This is a genomic window from Nocardia sp. NPDC050378 (assembly GCF_040655675.1).
GTDB lineage: Bacteria > Actinomycetota > Actinomycetes > Mycobacteriales > Mycobacteriaceae > Nocardia > Nocardia coubleae.
In genome coordinates, this window is record NZ_JBFAKI010000003.1 from 136288 (window position 1) to 158382 (window position 22095).

Here is a 22095-nt window from a genome sequence, read left to right on the forward strand (position 1 = left end):
GGATCGGTCGAGCCGGGACCGACACCACGAAGGGATACCCACTTCCGTGTACGGAGACGACATCGCGTCGGTGCTGATCACCGAAGACGAGATCAAGGCAAAGATCGAAGAGCTCGCCGAACTCGTCGCCAAGCGATACCCGCCGGATTCCCCCGAAGGCGACCTGCTGCTGATCTGCGTCCTCAAGGGCGCGATCTTCTTCGTGACCGACTTCGCCAGGGCCCTGCCCATCCCCACCCAGCTCGAATTCATGGCCGTGTCGTCCTACGGGTCGTCCACCTCGTCCTCGGGCGTCGTGCGCATCATGAAGGATCTGGACAAGGACATCGCGGGCCGCAACGTCCTCATCGTGGAGGACATCATCGACTCGGGCCTGACCCTGTCGTGGCTCAAGCGCAATCTGGCCACCCGCAACCCGGCCTCGCTGGAAGTGGTGACCCTGCTGCGCAAGCCCGACGCCTTACGCACCCCCGTCGACGTGGCCCACGTGGGCTTCGACATCCCCAACGAGTTCGTCGTCGGCTACGGCCTCGACTACGCCGAGCGCTACCGCGACCTGCCCTACATCGGCACCCTGAATCCCGCCGTCTACTCCTGAGCCGAGCCCACGCGCAGTAGCGCGCGGATATCGGTCTCGATCACCCGGAACACCAGCAGCGCCCCGACGAAACCGAGCACCCCGCCCGCGCACACCGTGCGCAGCGGGGTGAGCGTCGCGAGCAGGTCGTCGACCGGCAGGAACGTCGCGCCCGCGATGGTGAGCAGCGGAATCGACGCGGCCACCACCAGGTACCGGTGGCAGCGGGCACGCAGGCCCGACAGCGCCGCGTGGTCGGCGCGCAGGTCCTGGCCGTGGTGCAGGAGCAGCGGATACACGCAGCGCACCAGGTACAGGGTGACGAGGAAGAACGGGTAGGTCATCGCCACCGCGGCGCACAGGCAGGCGACCAGCAGCAGGTGGACCGCCGTGCGCATCGGCGGGTCGTCTACCAGGTTCAGCAGGATCGCCAACCCGGCCGAGCCCGCGATCCACAGCACGAAGGCCACGGCGACCGCCCAGTCGGCCAGGCGCAGGCAATCGCGGCCGGTGCGCGCGAGCACGGCCGGCTCGATCGGTCTGCCCGCGCGCAGTCGGCGGGGCACGGTGAGCAGCCGTCTGCCCAGATAGATCATCGTGGCGGCGCCCGCGGTGAAGAAGACCGCGTTCATGGTGATCGCATAGGTCCGCCGGATGGGTTGGACCGTGGGGTCGAGTCCGTGGAGCAGGGACATGTTGAGTCCGCGGTTGTAGTAGGCAGCCAGCAGATTCGGGATGAGGATCGCCAGGGCGAGTACGGGAAACAGGCACGGCTGCAAGCGGTTTCGCCAGCTGCGCGGTGGGGGATCGACGAGTTCGCGGGCGTGGGGGTCGAGGCAGAGGTCGAATTGCGCGACCAGGAGGTCGGCGTCCGACCAGCGATTCCCGCGTTCGGGCGACAGGCAGGTGAGCAGAATTCGGCGCAACGCGGCCGGGCAATCGGCGGGCAGTTCGCCGACCACCGCACCGTGACGGCGGTCGAGCGCCGCGGCCGGGTCGTCGTCGACGTCATCGAAAGGTTTTGTCCCCGTGAGCAATTCCCATAGCAACACCCCGAGGGAGAAGATGTCGGCGCGGGTGTCGAGGTCGGCGGGATCGCGCCCGAAGTAGCAGGCTTCGAGCTGCTCGGGCGACATGTAGGCCGGCGAGCCACCGAAGTAGGACGCGGCGGACACCTCGGTGGCCGAGTGACTGAAACTGATGTTGAAATCGGCCAGCTTGGGCACGCCTTCGGCGCTGAGCAGCACGTTGGCCGGCTTCACGTCGCGATGCAGCACGCCACGTGCGGCGGCGTAGCTCAGCGCGGCCGCGAGTCTGCTGCCCAGCCACGCGACGGTCTCGGGCCAGGTCAGCGCGGCGATCTCACCGCGCACCGCCGAGTCGGCCGGGCGGATCTCACCCTTTTCCTCCATGGCCGCGTCGACGGCGTCGAGCAACAGGGCACTGGTGCGTTCGGCGGGTGGGGTGGCGCGCACCCAGCGCAGTACGCCGAGCAGGGTGCCGCCGGGCAGGAACTGCATGTACAGCAGGCGAAGCGGGGTCGAGCCGTCGATGACCTGCTGGTCGAAGACGCGCACGATGTAGTCGTGGTCGAGTTGGGCGAGGGTCTGCGGTTCGGTACCGCTGTCGGCGGAGATCTTCACCGCGACCAGCCGCTGCATCGACCGCTGTCTGGCCAGGAACACCCGCGCGAACGCGCCAGCGCCCAATTCGGTGAGCAATTCGAAATCGCCGAGCCGCGTGCCGACCTCGATCCGGTCGAGCGCACGGCAGTCGGCCGGATGCATGGTCGCGCTGTGGACCGGCGATGGCCGGGTCGCCTCCGCGGTGCGGGTGGAGCTCACGGCTGGGCATACGCACGCGGGCACGTGATGGTTCAGCTGACCACCCGTTCCAGGGCGCGCAGGTCGGCCTCGAGCGCGCGGAACAGCAGGTACGAGCCGATGAAGGCGATGATGCCACCCACGCACAGCACCCGGACCGCGACGATCACCGAGGGGATGTCGGTGGGCGGCAGGAAGGTCAGCCCGGCCACCGCGAGCAGCGGCACCGAGGCGGCCACGGCCAGATACCAGGTGCAGCGGCGGCTCAACCCGCGCAGCCAGGCGCTGTCGTCGGCGCTGATCTCACCGTGGCGCAGGAACACCGGGTAGAGGCAGCGGATCAGGTAGAAGGTGACGAGAAAGAACGGGTACGCCACCGCGATAGCCCCGCACACCAGCAGCGATGCGAGGAAGTGCACCACCGCCCGCCCCGGCACATTGCCGGTGGCCAGTTGCAGCGCGATGGGGAAGGTGACCCCGGCCAGCGCCCACAGCGAGAAGGCGACGACCACGGCTTGGTCGCCGAACCGGACGGTGTCGTGTCTGGCCCGGCGCAGGGTGGCCGGGTCGTAGCGTCTGCCCTTGCGTAATCCGCCGGGCACACCCAGCAGGAAACGGGCCAGATAGATCAGCAGCGCCGCGCCCGCGGGGAAGAACACCAGGTTCACCCCGGCCGTGATGATGATGAACGTCTGCTGCGCCGACTCACCGAGCCGGCTCACCACCAGCGTTTGATTGTGCTGAATGTTGTACCAGGAGGCCAGGGCGTTGGGAATGCCGATGGCCAGCACCAGAACCAGCAGCGGCCAGCGCCGCAACCGGATCCGCCAGCTGTTAGGCGGTGGGTCGACCAGGTCACGAGCGCGGTCGTCCAGGCACAGGTCGAACTGTTTGGCCAGCGTCGCGCCGTCGGCCCAGCGGCCCGCCCGATCGGGCGTCAGACAGGTGAGCAGGACGCGGCGCAGCGCCGAGGGGCAGTTCGGCGGCACCCGCTCCATCGCGGCCGGGTCGACGCCGGAACTGCGCCGCTCGAGCATGGCCTCGAGGGTGGTCTCGTCGCCTCGGCCCTCGGCTTCGGCGGTGGAGTCGTCGAACGGTTTCGCCCCGGTGAGCAACTCCCACAGCACCACGCCGAGGGAGTAGATGTCGGCTCGGGTGTCGAGGTCGGCGGCACTGCGGCCGCGCCCGGGATGACAGGCCTCCAGCTGCTCCGGCGACATATACGACAGCGACCCACCGAAGTAGGCGACCGGACTCGTGCCCTCGACCGACCGGCTGAAACTGATGTTGAAATCGGCCAGCTTGGGCACGCCCTCGGCGGTGAGCAGCACATTCGCCGGTTTCACGTCGCGGTGCAGCACACCGTGCGCGGCGGCGTAGTCGAGCGCCTCGGCCAGCCTGCGCCCCAACCAGGCGACGGTTTCGGGCCAGCTCAGCGCGGCGATCTCGGTGCGCACACTGGAATCGGTAGGGCGGATCTCGCCTTTTTCCTCCATCGCCGCGTCGACCGCCTCGAGCAGCAGTTTGCCGCTCCGCTCGGCGGGCGCGGTCGCGCGAACCCAGCGCAACAGGCCGAGCAGCGTGCCGCCCGGCAGGAACTGCATGTACAGCAGCCGCAACCGGCGCGCGCCCGTGGGCTCGGGATCCGCGTCGAGCAACTGCTGATCGAACACGCGGACGATGTAGTCGTGGTCGAGCTGGGCGAGCGTCTGCGGTTCCGTGCCGCGATCGGCGGAGATCTTCACCGCGACCAGCCGCTGCATCGACCGCTGCCGCGCCAGGAACACCCGCGCGAACGCACCCGTCCCCAGCCCGGTGAGCAACTCGAAGTCGCCGATCCGCTGACCGATCTCGATCCGGTCGAGCGCGACGAACGCGCCGGGCACCGAATCGGGCGCCGTGGCGGCCGAGGTCGCTGTCGCGGCCGCGGTCGCTGTCGCGGTGAGATCGAAGTTCGGCACCTGAGTACTACGGGTCTGCTCGGGTGGCTGGTTCACCGTCGCGTCGGGGTCGACGGCGCGGTGGGTGCTCTGGTCGAGGTCGTCGGCGTTGAGCAGGGCGCGCAGGCTGGGGGCCTGGTGCGGGTATTCACGCAGGCAGTCGCGCGGATCCACCCGCTCACCGCTGTGCCTGCGGATCACGAACTCCTCGAACACCAGCCCGGCGGGCAGCGCCTCGGGCTCGAGCTCGGGAAATTCCGCGCAGTACTCGGCGAGCCGCTTGCGGGCGATGGTTTCGGCGGCGTGATGCAACCACCGCTGACGCAGATCCACCCGGATCAACTCGTGCAACGCCTGCCTGCGCAACGTGCGCGCATCGGGGAGGAACTCGGCGATATCGGGCGGTTCGCCGTCGACCGTGCCCCAGGCGGCGGCGAATGCCTCGACCATGTCGGCGCGCACGTTCAGATACCGACCGGTACTCGCGTCGGGTTGTTCACCGCTTGCGGTGCTATCACTCATCAGCCGACCTAAGGTTCGCGCGGATCGGTACGAATTTCCTTCCGCCACACCCGACGTCATCGTGCCCCGAGCCGTACCCGAAATGATAACTTGCGCCTGGAGAGCTGATCACCCGATTTTCGACGACCATGCGACGGGGGCGAATCCGCACATGCACGATGACCTCACAGCGGTAGCATGGGAGTCCGTCGACGACGACGGCGTGACGGACGCTGAGGTGGCGATGAACTCCTCCCACCAACCCGCCGACGACTTCCCGATCGGCGGCCCGGCCGCAGCCCTGGCCGCGCGGGTGCGAGCGGGCACGATCACGCCCGCCGACGCGGTGACCGACGCACTCACCCGCATCTCGTCGGAGAACCACAAGATCAACGCCTTCACCGTCGTGCGGTCCGAGCAGGCGCGCGCGGAGGCACTCGAACTCAGCGCCCGACCCGACTTGGACGAGCTGCCGCTGGCCGGGGTGCCGGTCGCGGTGAAGCAGAACATCGCCGTCGCGGGGGAGCCCACCACGGCCGGTTCGGCCGCCACGACCGCCGAGGCGGAACCGGCCGATCACCCGGTCGTCGCGAGACTGCGCGCGGCGGGCGCGATCGTCGTCGGGCTGACCGCGATGCCCGAGCTCGGTCTGTGGGCCACCACCGACGCCGACGGGCGCGTCACCCGTAACCCGCGCGATGTGGGCCGCACGCCGGGTGGTTCCTCCGGCGGCGCGGCCGCGGCCGTCGCGGCGGGCCTGGTCCCCATCGCGCACGGCAACGACGGGCTCGGCTCGATCCGGGTGCCCGCCGCCGCCTGCGGTGTCTTCGGCATCAAACCCGGTCGCGACGTGGTTCCCGCCGGAATCGGCGCCGACTCCTGGTCGGGCATGGCCGAGAACGGCATCCTCGCGACCACCGTCTCCGACGCCGCCCTGGCCCTCTCGGTCCTGGCCGACCGCAGCGACCTGGCCGACCTACGGCCACCGCAGCGACTACGTATCGGACTGGCCGTGGCTCCGCCGTCGCGACTGGTCCGGGTTGATCGGCACTGGACGGCGGCGGCGCGCACCGCGGGTGCGCGCGCGGCAGCGGCCGGGCACCTCGTGGAGCCCGTCGAACTGCCCTACGGCGACGCGGCGCTGGCGATGCTGCTGCGCTGGCCGACAGCGGGATTGGCCGACGCCGAGCGACTGGCCGACCCCGACCGGCTCCAACCACGCACCCGCAGGCACCTGGCGCTCGGCCGGTTCATCCGCCGCCTGCGCCTGGTCCGGGCGAGCCAGGCCGACCGGGCCGAAGCCAGGCTGCTCGACTTCTTCGAGAACTTCGACGTGGTGATCACCCCGACGCTGGCCGCCCCGCCGCCCAAGGCGCGGCAGTGGAGCAGGCGCGGCTGGGCCGCCAATGTCGTGTCCTCGGTGCGCTACGCACCGTTCACCGGCGTGTGGAATCTGGTCGGCTGGCCGGCTGCGTCACTGCCGATGGGCATCCATCCCGAGGCGCACACCCCGCTCGCCGCGCAATTGGCAGGCCCACCCGGCACCGAGGCCACCCTGCTCGGCCTGGCCGCCCAACTCGAACTGACGAACTAGACCGCGATCGGCTGCGGTGCCTGCGCGGGCTCGGAGAAACCACCGTCGACAGCGCGACCGGCGAATTCCAGAATCGTCGGGCGGGTGTCGTCGGCGCGCCAGGCGACGGCCAGCTCGCACGGCGAAAGACCGGCGACCGGCCGCGCGGTGAGACCGGGCCAGCGGTACATCGGCACATTGTTCTCGGCCAGCAGGCACACACCGAGGCCGAGGCTCACGGCCTCGAGCTTGTCCTCGGGGGTGGCGGCTTCGGCGCCGATCTTGGCCGCGCGGCCACCGCGCGCGTCGTTGCCGAGCCAGAAATCGCGCACCGCGCCTGCTTCGGTCGGCAGGGCGACGAACGGTTCGTCGAGCAGATCGGCGAAGTCGATGGTGTCGTGCTCGGCCAGGGCGTGGTTCTCGGGCAGCAGCACCCAGCGTGGTTCGGTGCGCAGTACCTGCCAGCGGTAGCGGTTCGGGTCGGGTAGCGGCAGCCACACCAGGGCCAGGTCGGCCTGGCGGCCCGCGAGGCCGCTCGACGGATCGTTCCAGGACGCCGCGTGCAGCGCCAGCCGGTGTCCGCTCGCGCTTTCCAGATCGTTGAGCAGGCCGCGACCGAGCGCGGACTGGATGCCGACGCGCAGCACCTCGCCTGCTTCCTGGAGGGACACGTTGGTCACCTCCCACAGCTCGAGGATCTTGCGGGCGCCCTCGAGCAGTTCCTTACCGGCGACGGTGAGGGCGACGCTGCGCTGATTGCGGTCGAACAGGACCACGTCGAGCTGGCGTTCGAGCTGGCGGATCTGGCGGGAAAGCGTCGGCTGGGCAATATGCAGCCGCTGAGCGGCGTTGGTGAAATGCAGTTCCTCAGCGACGGCGACGAAATACCGCAGATCGCGCAAATGCGGGTCCATAGCACCTTGCTATCAGAATCGGTCGGGAAAATCTAGCCAAAACGGGCAGAGAAGTTCGCGAAAGCGGGTCAAAACAGTCACCAGGTCGGTATCTCACAGCATATGGCCTGGCATGGTGCAACGCACCACCGAGTCCGATCGAATTTCGCCGACGATCGATGTGAGCGGCCCCATTGCGCCACCTGGGCGTTTGACCAGGGCAAATGCGTCGCTTTTCACAGCGGGATCGACGCTTCGCGTGCTGTCGCGGGGCCTTGCGGCGGCGCGCTGACCACGCAGAACCGGCGAATTAGTGACATTGCTCACAATAGGGTTTGCGGAAGCTACTTGCCGCCCTTGAGACGCCACACCTTGGCGAGGTCCACTCGCCGCAGCCCACGCGCACCGGCCAACCGCATCGCCGCCACCGCCACGACGAGTTTGTTCATGTCGTAGGGGAACCAGAACAATTCCTTGGACATCGTCGGCAGCTTCGGCGCCGTGATCGCCTGGGCACGGCAGTACTTGCGAATCCCGGCCGCGCCACCCCAGCGCGCGCCGACGCCCGACTTGCCCCAGCCGCCCATCGGCATGGCGAAGTTGAACAGGTTGGCGAACACGTCGTTGATGTTCACCGCGCCCGCGTTCAACCGGCGCGCCACCCGTTCGCCACGCGCCTTGTCGCCCGTCCATACCGACGCCGAGAGGCCGTAGATCGAATCGTTGGCGAGCCGTACCGCCTCGTCCTCGTCGGCCACCTTCATCACCGGAAGGGTCGGCCCGAAGGTCTCCTCGGCGACACACGACATCGAATGATCGACGTCCACAAGCACTGTCGGCTCGAAGAAGGTGCCGACGCCGGTCGGTTTACCGCCGGTGGTCACCCGTGCGCCCGCCGCGACGGCCTCGTTCACGTGACGTTCCACGATGCGCAGCTGGTTCTCGTTGGCCAGCGCACCGACGTCGTTGCGGGACTCACGGTCGTCGGCGCCTTGGCGCAGCGCCGCGACGGCAGCCGTCAGCTTCTCGACGAATTCGTCGTATACCGGTGCCTCGACATACACCCGCTCCACCGAAATGCACACCTGACCGGCGTTGAACATGCCGCCGAAGGCGATGCCGTGTGCCGCGCGGTCCAGGTCGGCGTCGGCCAGGACGATCGCCGGGTCCTTGCCGCCGAGCTCGAGGCTGTAGGGCACCATCCGGTCGGCGCAGGCCTGCGCGATCTTGCGGCCGGTCGCGGTGGAACCGGTGAACTGGATGTAGTCGGCGTTGTCGACCACGGCCGCTCCGGTCGAGCCCGCGCCGGTCACCACCTTGAACACCGGCGGCGCGCCGATCTCGGCCCAGCCGCGCGCCAGCTCGACCGCGGACAGCGGCGTCACCTCCGACGGCTTGAGAATCACGGCGGCACCGGCGGCCAGCGCCGGGAACACGTCGATCGCGGGCATCGCGAGCGGGAAGTTCCACGGCGTGATGACACCGACCACCTGGTACGGCCGATAGGTGACGGTAAGGGCCTTGACCCTGGCCAGCGGGCTGTGCGGCGACGGATGATCGTCGCCGAGGAACTTGGCGGCCCGGCGGGCGTAATAACCGGCCAGATCGACCGCGAAGGCCGGATCGATCAGTGCGTCCACGCGCGGTTTGGCGGTCTCGGACTGCAGCACGTCGGCCAGGTGTTCGGTGTTGTCGATCAACCAGTCCTGCAGCTTCAGCAGCCACTCCTTGCGCCCGCTGGGCCCGATGGCCTCCCATTCGGGCTGGTAGAGGCGCAGTTCGCGGACGGCGGCCGCGACGTCGTCCGGGTCGGTGACGGGCACCGTTCCCACGGATTCGCCCGTTGCCGGATTGCGGACGTCGATCACCTGGTCGGTCTGTGTCACGGTCGTGCTCCCCACTGCGTTGTGTGAATCACAACCAGCCTGGCACGGTCCGGCCCGTACGTCACGGGTTATCCGCGCACCGGTTCCCCGGTGCGCGCGAATCGTCCTCAGGTCTACCCGGTCTCGGACACCTCGGCATCGCGTGCCGCGATCCGGCGCAACGGTGGTTCCGTCGGCGGCGGCACGCGGCGGTCGGGGAGTTCGGCGAGCAGGGTGGTCGTGGCCGCGGCGATGGCGGCGACGGCCTTGTCGACCGCGGGTTTGGTGGTGCTGCTCAGCCCGGAGATGCCGCCGACTTTGCGCACATATTGCAAGGCGGCAGCGTAGATCTCCTGCTCGGTGGCGGCAGGCTCCAGACCACGCAAGACGGTGATATTTCTACACATGACAGAACAATAGACCTGTGGGGCACATCACTGCAGGACAAGAAGACACTAGACTCGGCCGCATGCCTGCTCGGGGAGTACCAGCGCTGACCACCTTTCCCTACCCGGAACTCGACGAGCGCGAGGAAGACCACTGGTCGGGGGCGGGCGTCAGCGACGACGAGCTGCGCGCCCTGGCACTGGGTGCCTTCTATTCGACCCGCTGGGACGCCTTCCACGACGCCATGCTGCTCGGTCCCGAACGCGAGCACCCCCTCGGTGACCGGCGTGAACTCGCCATCGACACGCTCACCGGCGCATGGGGAATCACCGACGGCAACGAGGCGCGCGCCTCGATGGAACAGCTTCTCGAAGGCATGCACGCGCCCCTGTACGCGCTGGTGCATCCGCTGGTGATGGCGTCCGTCAATGCCAGTGAACGCGACCGTTTCGGCGAACGCGCCGACCGGCACCGCGCCTTCCTGCGCCAGGTCGGTTCGTTCCGCGGGATGGACAACCCGGAGGCGCTGGTCCGCGACTACGACATCTGGGCCCAGGCCATCAAGATCGGTTTCACCGAGCACCTGGCCCGCCCCCTGCCCAACGACATCCACGCCTGGGATCTGGCGCGCGTGGTCGCGGTGGCACGAATGGCGTTCACGGCCGGGTACCTCGAGGCCGATGTGGCGTGGGAATACGTCATGCGCGCGTTGCCGCCCGCCCAGCGCCGCTACCGCAACTGGCGCCAGTTCGGCGACGCCTATCTAGCGGGCTGGACCTACTGGCAGGCCACCGAGGATCTGGCCGAACTCAAGAACGGCGGCGTCGACCGGCGGATGGAACTGCTGCGGCTGTGGACCCGCCCGACCAGCCCCTGGCGGCGCATCGAACTCAACGAGTCCGAACCCAAGACCGAGGCGCCGGCCGAAGAACCCAGTTGACCGGCCTACAGGCTGCGTAAGATCCCGCGGCCGTAGCGCTGGAACTGGGTGTCGTCGACCATGCCGAGCGAATGCCGCTCCACCAGCAGCTCCCATTCGCTGTAGAGCTGGGTGACGCCGGGATCGGCGGGCCCCGGCGCGCCGTCGGCCGCCTGTCTGCGCACGGCGAAGTTCACCGCGCAGGTCACGCGTTCGATGTCGGCCCGATCGACACCCGCGAAATGCAGGGTGCGATTGCCGTCGCTGACGTCCATCCCCGAGCCGCCGTGCCTGGTGTCGACCTCACCGGGCGCCGCATGACTCTCGACGGTCCTGGCGCCCAGAATCGCGGGAACGGGCAGTTCGTGGGCATAACGATCGCCGCCGATGCCGACGAACAGCAACCGGTCGGTCGTCGCCGCGAGCAGCCCGGCGCCCGAACCCGCGGGCGGCGAGGCGATGGCGATCGCGGTCTCGAGCACGTATTCGTCGGAGGTGACGTACCGGTGCAGCGCGTTGATCGCCGAGCGGGCGTCCTTGCGCGGCGCCATCCGGCGCACGGCGCGGTCCACATCGGCGCGGGCCGGCCCGGACTTGCCCCACTCGGGAGCGGGCGGGGTGAGATCGGGCGCGGCGATATCGATGCGCTGGGTGGCCATGATCTGGTCGTTGATCCGGTCGACGATGCCGAGTGCGGTCGGCACGTCGTGTTCGGCGATCAGCACCGGCAGCGGAGTGCGGTCGGCGGGCACACCGGTGAGTACGGCGGTGGGATAACGCAGGTAGATCTCGATCACCACCGCGTCGTCGGCGCGGCGGTTCAGCCGGACTTTGAGCAGGTCGGCGATGGGAACGTCGAGTACCCGTTCGCCGTCGGTACCCGGCCGCAGGACGGTGAGCCGCCCGTCGCCGTGGCGCAGAATCGCTGTGGGTGTTCGTAGCTCGACGATGTCCGTACCCCCTGCGCTGTAGTTGTGTCCTCGCCCACGATAAGACGGGCATGACATGATTGTGGCCACTTGCAACAACCCGGACGGGGTACTCGGGAACCTCTCCCGTTCCCCGGCCGTTTACCAGTGCAGCTGCACCAGCAGCCGAACTGCGCGATGTATCGACTAGACCGTACGCGGTAACGTGGCATGTCCGCATCCGAATCCCGCCGATCTCGACAGCTTCGCTAGGCACACCCCGGAGAAATAACCGGAAAGGACTGGGCCGTCCGGCCGACGCTCTATGAACCGCAAGACAGTGTTTCGCACCTTGGCGATCATCTCGGGCATCATGCTCATGATCTGGCTGTTCAGCTATCTCGGCGATGACACGCGCGGCTGGGAGAGTGTCGACACCTCCGTGGCGCTCAGTCAGCTGGAGAACAAGGAAAACGTCAAGAACGTCCAGATCGATGACAAGGAGCAGCAGCTCCGCGTCGAACTGAACAACGGCAACGACGCGACCAAGGGCAACGCCAAGATCGTCGCCAAGTACCCCGGCGGCGGCGAGACCTCCGCCAAGATCCTCGACGCGGTCCAGAAGTCGGGCGCGCCCTACGACACGGTGGTCAAGCAGGAGAGCTGGCTGTCGCAGCTGCTGCTGTTCATCGTGCCGATGGTGCTGCTGGTCGGCCTGTTCATCTTCGTGATGTCGCGCATGCAGGGCGGTGGTCGCGGCGGCATGATGGGCTTCGGTAAGTCCAAGGCCAAGCTGCTGTCCAAGGACATGCCCAAGACCACGTTCAAGGACGTGGCCGGTGCCGACGAGGCCGTCGAAGAGCTGTACGAGATCAAGGACTTCCTGCAGAATCCGGCCCGCTACCAGGCGCTCGGCGCGAAGATCCCGAAGGGCGTCCTGCTCTACGGTCCGCCCGGCACCGGTAAGACGCTGCTGGCCCGCGCGGTCGCGGGTGAGGCCGGGGTGCCGTTCTTCACCATCTCCGGTTCGGACTTCGTCGAGATGTTCGTCGGTGTCGGTGCCTCGAGGGTGCGTGACCTGTTCGAGCAGGCCAAGCAGAACAGTCCCTGCATCATCTTCGTCGACGAGATCGACGCGGTCGGCCGCCAGCGCGGCGCGGGCCTCGGCGGCGGTCACGACGAACGTGAGCAGACCCTCAACCAGTTGCTGGTCGAGATGGACGGCTTCGGCGACCGGTCCAACATCATTCTGATCGCGGCGACCAACCGCCCCGACATCCTCGATCCCGCGCTGCTTCGCCCCGGTCGTTTCGACCGGCAGATCCCGGTCGGCAACCCCGACCTGGCCGGTCGTCGCGCGATCCTTCGGGTGCACTCGGCGGGCAAGCCGATCGCGCAGGACGCCGACCTCGAGGGTCTGGCCAAGCGCACCGTCGGTATGTCGGGCGCCGATCTGGCCAACGTCATCAACGAGGCCGCGCTGCTCACCGCCCGCGAGAACGGGTCGGTCATCACCGGCGAATCGCTCGAGGAGTCGGTCGACCGCGTGATCGGTGGTCCGCGTCGCAAGAGCCGCATCATCAGCGAGCACGAGAAGAAGATCACCGCCTACCACGAGGGCGGGCACACGCTCGCCGCGTGGGCGATGCCCGATATCGAGCCGGTCTACAAGGTCACCATCCTGGCGCGCGGCCGCACCGGCGGCCACGCCATGACGGTGCCCGAGGACGACAAGGGTCTGATGACCCGCTCGGAGATGATCTCGCGACTGGTCTTCGCGATGGGTGGCCGCGCGGCCGAGGAACTGGTGTTCCACGAGCCCACGACCGGCGCGTCGTCGGACATCGACCAGGCGACCAAGATCGCGCGCGGCATGGTCACCGAGTACGGCATGAGCGCCCGCCTCGGTGCGGTGCGCTACGGCCAGGAGCAGGGCGACCCGTTCCTCGGCCGCTCGATGGGCGTGCAGGCCGACTACTCGCACGAGGTGGCCCGCGAGATCGACGAGGAGGTGCGCAACCTGATCGAGGCCGCGCACACCGAGGCGTGGTCGATCCTGAGCGAGTACCGCGAGCAGCTCGACGCGCTGGCCACGGCCCTGCTGGAACGCGAAACCCTGCACCGCAAGGACCTCGAGGAGGTCCTCGCCGGTGTCGAGAAGCGTCCACGCATCACCGCGTTCAACGATTTCGGTGAGCGCCTGCCCTCGGACAAGCCGCCGGTGAAGACTCCGGGTGAGCTGGCTCTCGAGCGTGGTGAGCCCTGGCCGCCGGTGCAGCCTGCCCCGGTTCCGGTGCCCAACGGCGCCCCGCCGCAGCAGCCCAACGGCTACCCGGGCCAGCAGCCTTACGGTCAGCCCGCCCCGCCCGCCGCCGGATACCCGCTGCCCAACGCGCCGACCCAGGCGTTCCCGCGTCCGACGGGTACGCACGGTTCGCGTCCGGACTACGGCGCCCCGGCCGGTTGGTCGGCGCCCGGCTGGCCGCCGCGCGAGGAACAGCAGCAGCCGCAGGGCCAGGGTGGCTGGTCACAGCCGCCCCAGCAGCAGGCCCCCCAGCACCAGCCGCGCCACGGCAGCGAGTTCCAGCCGTGGGGCGAGCAGCCGACCGCACCGCCGCAGCAGCCACCTGCGCGCGACGCGGACCCGGACACCAACGAATGGAACGGCCCGAACGGCCGTTGACGGATCTCCGTCGCGCCCGCCCGGTCGGTGCGCCGCCTGGAACAACACCGGGCGGCGCCCTGATCGGGCACGCGGGTTTCGCGGCTCGTGCGTACGGCGCGTCGCCGATCGGATACACGGGCATCGCCCTTCGAGGGCACGTGTCGTGGACGCGAACCATCGACACCGGGCCGAGCTGCCGCCGTCGGCCACGCGCCAACTACGCTGGGATGTTCGAGCCGGATCGATTCGGCTCTGGTTGCCGTTCGAGCCGGGACTTTCCGGCTCTGGCGGCCCGACCACTGCCGGATCGGCCCGGCAGCGTTATGCCCCGGAGGTGTGGAGAAGTTGTCGGCCAATAGGAAAGTCGCTGAGCCGGCCGGGAACGGTTCGGGGTTCGACCCGGCCGGTGAGCTCGGCGAGACGAGCCCGGCCGAGCTGACGGCGCTGGCGACGGGCCGCCCGTTCGACCAGCAGCGCGCCGAGAACGCGGTGCGCGAACTGCTGCTCGCGGTCGGCGAAGATCCCGACCGCCCCGGCCTGCTCGACACCCCGGCCCGCGTGGCGCGCGCCTACCGCGAGATGTTCGCCGGGCTCTACACCGAGCCCGACGAGGTGCTGGCCACCACCTTCGACGAGGGCCACCAGGAACTCGTGCTCGTGCGTGACATCCCCATGTTCTCCACCTGTGAGCATCACCTGGTGTCGTTCCACGGCGTCGCGCACGTCGGCTACATCCCCGGCCCGCACGGCCGGGTGACGGGCCTGTCGAAGCTGGCGCGCGTGGTCGACCTCTACGCCAAGCGCCCCCAGGTGCAGGAACGCCTCACCAGCCAGGTCGCCGACGCGGTGATGCGCAGGCTCGACCCGCGCGGCGCGATCGTGGTGATCGAGGCCGAACACCTGTGCATGGCGATGCGCGGTATCCGCAAGCCCGGCGCGAGCACCACCACCTCGGCGGTGCGTGGCCTCCTACAGACCAATGCCGCCTCGCGATCCGAGGCGCTGGACCTGATCCTGCGCAAATGAACCAGCCCCTCGTGACCGCGCGGGGCGGCCGCTCATGTGTGGTCATGGGCGTGGTGAACGTGACCGCCGATTCGTTCTCCGACGGCGGTCGCTATCTCGATCCCGAACTCGCGATCGCGCACGGTGTCGCCCTGTACGAGGCGGGCGCCGACATCGTGGATGTGGGTGGTGAGTCCACCCGGCCCGGCGCGGACCGCGTCGACCCGGCGACCGAGGCCGCGCGGGTGGCGCCGGTGATCCGCGGCTTGGTCGCGGCGGGTGTGCCGACCAGCGTCGACACCATGCGCGCCGAGGTGGCCGAGGCGGCGCTGGCCGCCGGTGTCGCCGTCGTCAACGACGTGTCCGGCGGGCGAGCCGACCCGGACATGGTCCGGGTGGTCGCCGACGCGGGCGTGCCGTGGATCCTCATGCACTGGCGTGCGGGCGCCGACTACCGCCACACCGGCCCGGCCGACCACTACGACGACGTGGTCGCCGAGGTGCGCGCCGAACTGCGCGCCCAGGTGGACCTGGCCGTGGCCGCGGGCATCGCCGCCGACCGGCTGATCCTCGATCCCGGCCTGGGTTTCGCCAAGAACGCCGACCACAACTGGGCCCTGCTCGGTGCCCTACCGGAGCTGGTCGCCGACGGTCTGCCCATCCTGATCGGCGCGTCCCGCAAACGTTTCCTCGGCGCCCTGCTCGCCGACGAATCCGGCCCGCGACCGCCCGACGGACGCGAGGTCGCCACCGCGACCGTGTCGGCGCTCGCCGCGACCCACGGCGCCTGGGGCGTGCGCGTCCACGACGTACGCGCTTCGCTGGACGCCGTCACCGTTGTCGATGCGTGGCAGCGCGCCACCGCCGTCCGAGGAGCCGCCCGATGAACTCACCGCTGCTGCCCCCGCCCGCCGACCGGCCCGCGTCCTCGCGCATAGAACTGCGCGGGCTCAGCGTGTTCGGCAGGCACGGCGTGTTCGATTTCGAGCGCCGCGATGGTCAGGAGTTCGTCGTCGACCTTACCGTGTGGGTCGATTTCGCGGCCGCCGCGGCCTCCGACGATCTGGCCGACACCGTCGACTACGGCGCCCTCGCCGAACGCGCCGTGCGCATCGTCGCGGGTCCGCCGCGCGATCTCATCGAAACGGTCGTCTCCGAGATCGCCGACGACGTGATGACCGACCCGCGGATCGAAGCGGTCGAAGCGGTGCTGCACAAGCCGTCGGCTCCGATCCCGCACACGTTCACCGATGTGCGCGTGGTGGCCACCCGCTACCGCACCGCGGTGCCGGAGCCGCGCCGATGACCCGTGCGGTGCTCTCGATCGGCGCCAATCTTGGCGACCGGCTCGCCAATCTGCGCAGCGTGCTCGACGCGCTGGGGGAGCGCACCCGCGCGGTGTCACCGGTGTACACCACGGCACCGTGGGGCGGGGTGGAGCAGGACGACTACCTGAATGCCGTTGTGGTGGCCGAGGACCCGTTCTTCGACGACTACGACTGGTTGCGTTTCGGGCAGCGGCTCGAGCAGGCGGCGGGCCGGGTGCGTGAGGTGCGCTGGGGCGCCCGGACGCTCGACGTCGACATCGTGCAGTGCGTCGACGGCGGCGAAACCGTTGTGCGCGACAGCGATCCGACGCTGATCCTGCCCCACCCCGAGGCGCACCACCGGGCGTTCGTGCTGGTTCCGTGGCTGGACGTCGAGCCCGACGCTCGGCTCTACGTCGACGGCGCCGAGGTGCCCGTCGCCGACCTGCTCGCCGCCGTCGATCCCGCCGAGCGCGCGGGTGTGATCCGCACCGACCTGGTCCTGCGCGAAGGCGCCCGCCCGTGCTGAAACCGACCCGGCTGCTCGACCTCGCCCTGAATGTCGTGCTGGCCGCGGCCATCGCCTGGACCGCGACCCGCTTCGCCTATTCGACCTTCCCGTCCATCTCGGTGCCGGCCGGAGCCTCGCTGCTGCCGGTGGCCGGGATCGAGGCGGCGCTCGGGTTCGTCGTCAAGAACCGGATCGCCGAGCAGCGCATCGGCGACGGACCGGGTGAACTGCATCCGATCAATGTGGCGCGGGCGGCCGCGCTGGCCAAGGCGTCGTTGCAGGTCGGTTCGCTGGCGGCGGGAGTGTGGCTCGGCTTCCTGCTGTGGGTCTTCCCACAGAGCGGCACGGTGACGGCGGCGGCGGCGGATTCACCGGGCGCGGTGGTCGGTCTGCTCGCCGGTTCGGCCCTGGTTGCCGCGGCTTTGTGGCTCGAATACTGCTGCCGCGCGCCCGACGAGCCGCCGGACGAACCGGCAACCACCTAGCAACTTGCGAATGGAATCACCCCCGTTGTCGGTGTGCCGACCAGCTGTTTCCGGCTACCCTGGCCACCATGGTTTCACCCTCCCGTAGCACCACGCCCCGTCGACGGCGGGACGACGCGGGAAAGCTCTTCATCGGCGCCCTTCTTCTCCTCGGCCTGACAGCCAGCGTTTTCCTCGTCTTCAGCGACAATGTGCAATTCGTTCGGATCGGCCTGGTAGCGGCGCTGTGGGCGGCCGTGATCGGTGCCCTCGCGGCCACGCGTTATCGCAAGGACGCGGCCGTCGACAAGGCCAAGGTGCGCGATCTGCAGACGGTGTACGAGCTGCAGCTCGAGCGGGAGATCAACGCCCGCCGCGAATACGAGATGGGTGTCGAGGCCCGGGTGCGCGCCGAAGTGGGCGCCGACGCCTCGGAGATCGCGGCCCTGCGCGCGGAGCTCACGCTGCTTCGCCAGAACCTGCAGGTGCTGTTCGAGGGCGCTCTGCCCGAGGATCAGCCTGCCCTGCAGGCCGACGCGGTCCGTATCGACGCCCTGCCGAGCGGCGGATCGGCCCACGGCGATTTCGACGCCTTCGACGAGGCGGAGCCCGAGATCGACGATAGCCACGAGGCTGCCGCCGCCGCGTGGTTCGGCCCCTGGCAGCAACCGCCCAGCGCCCTGAAGCCGGTTTTCATGCAGCCGGTCTCGGCCAATTTCGCCGACCCCTACGACGACCCCGTCACCGCCGAGACCTCGGCCGTGCAGCTCGACGAATACGCCGAGTCCCAGCAGCCGGCCCCCGAGCCCGAACCGGCCAAGTCGTCGTCGGCCAAAACCCCGCCCCCGCGCCTGTCGGCCCCCCACACCCGCAAGGTCGACAACGACGGCCGCCTCCTCGACCCCGAGCCCTCGACCCCCACGTCGCCGAACGGCGCGGACCCGTCGTCGACCCCGTCCACCGCCCCGTCGGCCACCCCGGCACCCACCGGCTCACTCACCCCCGAGCCCGCGACCGAACAGCCCGTCACGGCCACCACCACCGAATCCGGCTTCGAAGCCCCCCCGAACTCCGGCCCGGCCCCGGCCCCCGAACCCACACCGGCCACCCCCACCGTCGGCACCAGCTCCCGTCGCCGCCGTCGCGCCGAATCCGAAGGCACCCGCCTCTCGGTAGCCGACATCATGGCCAACCTCCAGTCCGAGTCCACCCGCTCCTGACCGCCTCCCCGGGAATTCAGGCCAGACTCAGGCGCGTGCGGATACGCGTCGGCGGCCAGACGAAATACGTGGTCGCCTGAGCCCGTACCCGGTGAGTTACCCATGTGCGCGCCGGAGTAGGTGATCGCGCTCGCCTACGTAAGCCGCGTCGTACCTGAGCCGATCTGATTTTCCGGGGAGCCGGGTGAGCCGGTGGGCTAGATCACGGCAGGGGGCGTGGCGAGGTGGGCGTAGGGGCCGTTATTCTCGACCCGTACGTCTGGTACCCGCACAGCGGGACTGGAACGCAATCGAGAGGACAATGTTGACCTCGAGAAGTGTCGATTCTGATGGCGCTGACTCAGGTGTCGATCCAGCGCCCGCACGGCTGACGGTGGGAATCGTCTCGGCGGGACGGGTGGGTTCGGCGCTCGGTGTGGCGCTCGAGCGAGCCGGGCATGTGGTGTTCGGTGTCGCCGCGATTTCCGATGCCTCCGTGCACCGGGCGCGCACCCGGCTGCCCGATTCGCGGATCCTGCCGGTGGAGCAGGTGGCCCAGCGCAGCGAGTTGTTGCTGCTCGCGGTGCCCGATGCCGAGCTGACCGGGTTGGTTCGTGGTCTGGCCTCGGCCGGTGTGGTCCGGCCGGGCACGATCGTCGCGCATACCTCCGGTGCCAACGGTGTCGGTGTGCTCGCCCCGCTCACCGAACAGGGCGCCTTGGGCCTGGCGATTCATCCGGCGATGACCTTCACCGGTCACGACGAGGACATCGCCCGCCTCGCCAATGCCTGTTTCGGTATCACCGCCGCCGACGAGGTCGGTTACGCCATCGCCCAGGCGCTGGTGATCGAGATGGGCGGCGAGCCGGTGCGGATCGAGGAGGACCAGCGCACGCTGTATCACGCGGCCCTCGCGCACGGCAGCAATCACCTGGTCACGCTCATCGTCGACGCGGTTTCGGCACTGCGCGAAGCGATGTCGGGTCCGGGCCTGCTCGGTCAGCCGGTGGTCGACGAGCAGCCGGGGGGCCTGCCCGAACGCCTCATCGGTCCGCTGGTCTCCGCCGCCCTCGACAACGCGCTGCGCCGTGGTCAGGCCGCGCTCACCGGCCCGGTCGCCCGGGGCGACGTGGACGCGGTCGCCGCACACCTGAATGCCGTCGAGTCGTTCGACGAACGGCTGGCCGCGTCGTATCGCGCCATGTCGTTGCGCACGGCCGAACTCGCCAGGACCAATCCCGCTCTGCTCGAGCTGCTCGCCGAGAAAGGCCACTGATGGAACCCCGAGAAGTGCATCACCACCAGGGCGGCGCGCGGGCGACCGGCGCGTTCAAGCCCGGCGCGCTCACCGTGCACCACAGCCCCGAGGTGCTGTCCACGGTGGCCAAGGCGTTGCGCGGCGCGGGCCGCAGCATCGGTTTCGTGCCGACCATGGGCGCCCTGCACGAGGGCCACCTGCAGCTGGTTCGGCAGGCGCGGCTGACCAATCAGATCGTGATCGTGTCGATCTTCGTCAACCCGCTGCAATTCGGTGCGGGCGAGGATCTCGACGCCTACCCGCGCACGCTCGACGCCGACCTCGCACTGCTCGCGGCCGAGGGCGTCGATCTGGTGTTCGCGCCGTCGGCCAACGAGATGTACCCCGACGGCCCGCGCACCACCGTGCAGCCGGGCCCGCTCGGCGCCGAGCTCGAAGGCGGCAGCAGGCCGACGCATTTCGCGGGCATGCTCACCGTCGTCGCGAAACTGCTGCAGCTCACCCACGCCTCGGAGGCGTACTTCGGGGAGAAGGACTACCAGCAGCTCACCTTGATCCGCCAGATGGTCCGCGACCTGAACTTCGACGCGAAGATCGTCGCCTACCCGACGGTCCGCGAACCCGACGGTCTCGCCCTGTCCTCGCGCAACCGCTATCTCGATGCGGCGCAACGGGAATCGGCGCTTGCCCTGTCGGCCGCACTGGCCGCGGGCAGGCACGCCGCGGGTCTCGGCCCCGAGGGTGTCCTCGCCGCCGCCCGCGCCGTCCTCGACTCGGCCGACGGTGTCGAGGTCGACTACCTCGAACTGCGCGACTCGCTCCTCGGCCCCGCCCCGGAATCGGGCAACGCCCGCCTGCTCGTCGCCGCCAAGGTCGGCAGCACCCGCCTGATCGACAACGCACCCCTTGTTCTCGGCGCCCAGATCGACGGGCACCCCGACGCGAACTCCCTGCCTGCACCGCAGGCGTACTGAGAAAGGCGAAGCCGATGCTGCGCACCATGATGACCTCGAAGATCCACCGTGCCACCGTGACCCACGCCGACCTGCACTACGTGGGTTCGGTGACCGTCGACCAGGACCTGCTCGACGCCGCGGGCCTGCTCGAGGGTGAGCAGGTGTGCATCGTCGACATCGACAACGGCGCCCGCCTCGAAACCTATGTGATCGCGGGCGAACGCGGTTCGGGTGTGATCGGGATCAACGGCGCCGCAGCACATCTCGTGCACCCCGGCGACCTGGTCATCCTCATCGCCTATGGCCAGCTCGACGAGGCCGAGCTGCGCGAGTACGCGCCGAAGGTGGTCTTCGTCGACGACCGCAACCGGCCCGTCGAGCTCGGCGCCGATCCCGCGCACGCGCCCGAGGGTTCCGGGCTCACCTCGCCGCGTTCCCTGTCGATCGCCTGATCGCGGCGGGGGGTCGGACATGCTGCTGACGATCGACGTCCGCAACACCGCTATCGAACTCGGTTTGTTCTCCGGTCTCGGCGAGCACTCGAAGCTGGTGCGGCACTGGCGCATTCACACGAATCCGCTGCTCACCGCCGACGAGTTCGCGATGCAGGTGCGCGGTCTGGTCGGTGCCGAGCTCGACCAGGTGGTCGGTGTCTCGGCGTTGTCGACGGTGCCGCCGGTGCTGCGGGAACTGCGCATCATGCTCGCCCGCTATTGGTCGCATGTGCCGAATGTGGTCGTGGAACCCGGTGTGCGGACCGGCATTCCACTGCTGGTCGACAATCCCAAGGAGGTCGGCGCCGACCGTATCGTCAACTGCCTCGCCGCGTTCCGCCGGTTCGGCGGTCCGGCGATCGTCGTCGACTTCGGCACCGCCACCTGTGTCGATCTGGTCTCGGCCAAGGGCGAGTTCCTCGGTGGCGTGATCGCGCCGGGTGTCGAGGTGTCGACGGAGGCACTGGTCGAACGCAGTGCGTTGCGTCGCGTCGAACTGGCCAGGCCGCGCTCGGTGCTCGGCAAGAACACGATGGAGTGCATTCAATCCGGTGCGGTTTTCGGTTTCGCCGGTCTGGTCGACGGATTGATCGACCGCATTCGCGACGAATTCGACGCGTTCGCCGGCACCGATGTCACCGTGGTCGCCACCGGGACGGGCGCGCCGCTGATCGTGCCGGAATCGGAAACGATCGACCAGCACGAACCGCATCTCACCCTCACCGGGCTGCGCCACGTCTACGAGCGCAACAAGAAGTGATTCAGGTCATTGGCCCGTCCACGCGGGAGCCTGCTAAGCTCGCTCCCGTGTCTTTCCGTGTGAGCACCCAGGAGTGTTGTCGAGGCTGAC

The 22095-nt window shown here is 69.3% G+C and carries 20 protein-coding genes; 14 read left to right on the top strand and 6 right to left on the bottom strand.

The genetic code is table 11. The features are described 5' to 3' along the window. Positions 1 to 46: 46 nt before the first annotated feature. Positions 47 to 598 carry a hypoxanthine phosphoribosyltransferase gene (gene hpt / locus AB0I35_RS08355; protein ID WP_067495798.1) on the top strand — a complete coding sequence of 184 codons (552 nt, stop codon included), beginning with the start codon at positions 47 to 49 and terminating at the stop codon, positions 596 to 598. On the opposite strand, the gene AB0I35_RS08360 is transcribed toward hpt, so the two are convergent. Further along, positions 589 to 2421, bottom strand: a complete 1833-nt coding sequence (locus AB0I35_RS08360; RefSeq protein WP_357395149.1) for a serine/threonine-protein kinase — start codon at positions 2419 to 2421, stop codon at positions 589 to 591. The two genes, hpt and AB0I35_RS08360, sit on opposite strands and share 10 nt — an antisense overlap. 32 nt (positions 2422 to 2453) lie before the next feature. Beyond that, positions 2454 to 4862 (bottom strand): protein kinase, encoded by a 2409-nt coding sequence (locus tag AB0I35_RS08365; RefSeq protein WP_357395150.1) that lies wholly within the window; start codon positions 4860 to 4862, stop codon positions 2454 to 2456. A gap of 223 nt (positions 4863 to 5085) precedes the next feature. Here AB0I35_RS08365 and AB0I35_RS08370 point away from each other — a divergent pair, with 223 nt between their 5' ends. Beyond that, positions 5086 to 6435, top strand: a complete 1350-nt coding sequence (locus AB0I35_RS08370; protein ID WP_357395459.1) for an amidase family protein — start codon at positions 5086 to 5088, stop codon at positions 6433 to 6435. On the opposite strand, the gene AB0I35_RS08375 is transcribed toward AB0I35_RS08370, so the two are convergent. The 3 genes from AB0I35_RS08375 to AB0I35_RS08385 form a co-directional block, all read right to left on the bottom strand. Continuing rightward, positions 6432 to 7328, bottom strand: a complete 897-nt coding sequence (locus tag AB0I35_RS08375; RefSeq protein WP_357395151.1) for a LysR substrate-binding domain-containing protein — start codon at positions 7326 to 7328, stop codon at positions 6432 to 6434. The genes AB0I35_RS08370 and AB0I35_RS08375 overlap by 4 nt on opposite strands. Positions 7329 to 7651: 323 nt before the next feature. Beyond that, a complete protein-coding gene (locus AB0I35_RS08380) occupies positions 7652 to 9193 on the bottom strand; it encodes an aldehyde dehydrogenase family protein (RefSeq protein WP_357395152.1) in 1542 nt (513 codons plus the stop codon). A 113-nt stretch (positions 9194 to 9306) separates the two neighbouring features. Then, on the bottom strand, positions 9307 to 9579 hold the full coding sequence (locus AB0I35_RS08385) for a DUF2277 domain-containing protein (RefSeq protein ID WP_067495790.1): 273 nt from the start codon (positions 9577 to 9579) through the stop codon (positions 9307 to 9309). A 62-nt stretch (positions 9580 to 9641) separates the two neighbouring features. On the opposite strand from AB0I35_RS08385, the gene AB0I35_RS08390 reads away from it, so the two are divergent. Further along, positions 9642 to 10499, top strand: a complete 858-nt coding sequence (locus AB0I35_RS08390; RefSeq protein ID WP_067495788.1) for a DUF1266 domain-containing protein — start codon at positions 9642 to 9644, stop codon at positions 10497 to 10499. Between the two features lie 5 nt (positions 10500 to 10504). On the opposite strand, the gene AB0I35_RS08395 is transcribed toward AB0I35_RS08390, so the two are convergent. Beyond that, positions 10505 to 11485, bottom strand: a complete 981-nt coding sequence (locus AB0I35_RS08395) for a hypothetical protein (protein WP_357395153.1) — start codon at positions 11483 to 11485, stop codon at positions 10505 to 10507. A 226-nt stretch (positions 11486 to 11711) separates the two neighbouring features. Here AB0I35_RS08395 and ftsH point away from each other — a divergent pair, with 226 nt between their 5' ends. From ftsH to AB0I35_RS08450, 11 genes are all read left to right on the top strand, one after another. Further along, entirely contained in the window at positions 11712 to 14069 is a 2358-nt protein-coding gene (ftsH, locus tag AB0I35_RS08400) for an ATP-dependent zinc metalloprotease FtsH (protein WP_357395154.1), read from the top strand. A gap of 417 nt (positions 14070 to 14486) precedes the next feature. Next, entirely contained in the window at positions 14487 to 15077 is a 591-nt protein-coding gene (folE, locus tag AB0I35_RS08405) for a GTP cyclohydrolase I FolE (RefSeq protein WP_067495894.1), read from the top strand. Continuing rightward, positions 15074 to 15943: a dihydropteroate synthase gene (gene folP / locus AB0I35_RS08410; RefSeq protein ID WP_357395155.1), complete on the top strand. Its 870-nt coding sequence runs from the start codon at positions 15074 to 15076 to the stop codon at positions 15941 to 15943. The genes folE and folP overlap by 4 nt, the downstream gene beginning before the upstream one ends. After that, on the top strand, positions 15940 to 16362 hold the full coding sequence (gene folB, locus AB0I35_RS08415; RefSeq protein WP_357395156.1) for a dihydroneopterin aldolase: 423 nt from the start codon (positions 15940 to 15942) through the stop codon (positions 16360 to 16362). Before folP ends, folB begins: the two co-directional genes overlap by 4 nt. After that, positions 16359 to 16892 carry a 2-amino-4-hydroxy-6-hydroxymethyldihydropteridine diphosphokinase gene (folK, locus tag AB0I35_RS08420; protein ID WP_357395157.1) on the top strand — a complete coding sequence of 178 codons (534 nt, stop codon included), beginning with the start codon at positions 16359 to 16361 and terminating at the stop codon, positions 16890 to 16892. Before folB ends, folK begins: the two co-directional genes overlap by 4 nt. After that, positions 16886 to 17359, top strand: a complete 474-nt coding sequence (locus AB0I35_RS08425) for a DUF3180 domain-containing protein (protein ID WP_357395158.1) — start codon at positions 16886 to 16888, stop codon at positions 17357 to 17359. The genes folK and AB0I35_RS08425 overlap by 7 nt, the downstream gene beginning before the upstream one ends. 68 nt (positions 17360 to 17427) lie before the next feature. Next, positions 17428 to 18558: a DUF6779 domain-containing protein gene (locus tag AB0I35_RS08430; RefSeq protein WP_357395159.1), complete on the top strand. Its 1131-nt coding sequence runs from the start codon at positions 17428 to 17430 to the stop codon at positions 18556 to 18558. 301 nt (positions 18559 to 18859) lie between these two features. After that, on the top strand, positions 18860 to 19813 hold the full coding sequence (locus AB0I35_RS08435; RefSeq protein ID WP_357395160.1) for a DUF2520 domain-containing protein: 954 nt from the start codon (positions 18860 to 18862) through the stop codon (positions 19811 to 19813). Beyond that, entirely contained in the window at positions 19813 to 20769 is a 957-nt protein-coding gene (gene panC / locus AB0I35_RS08440) for a pantoate--beta-alanine ligase (protein ID WP_357395161.1), read from the top strand. Before AB0I35_RS08435 ends, panC begins: the two co-directional genes overlap by 1 nt. A 14-nt stretch (positions 20770 to 20783) precedes the next feature. Then, positions 20784 to 21203 (top strand): aspartate 1-decarboxylase, encoded by a 420-nt coding sequence (panD, locus tag AB0I35_RS08445; protein ID WP_067640553.1) that lies wholly within the window; start codon positions 20784 to 20786, stop codon positions 21201 to 21203. A gap of 19 nt (positions 21204 to 21222) precedes the next feature. Next, positions 21223 to 22005 carry a type III pantothenate kinase gene (locus AB0I35_RS08450; RefSeq protein ID WP_357395162.1) on the top strand — a complete coding sequence of 261 codons (783 nt, stop codon included), beginning with the start codon at positions 21223 to 21225 and terminating at the stop codon, positions 22003 to 22005. Positions 22006 to 22095: the final 90 nt, after the last annotated feature.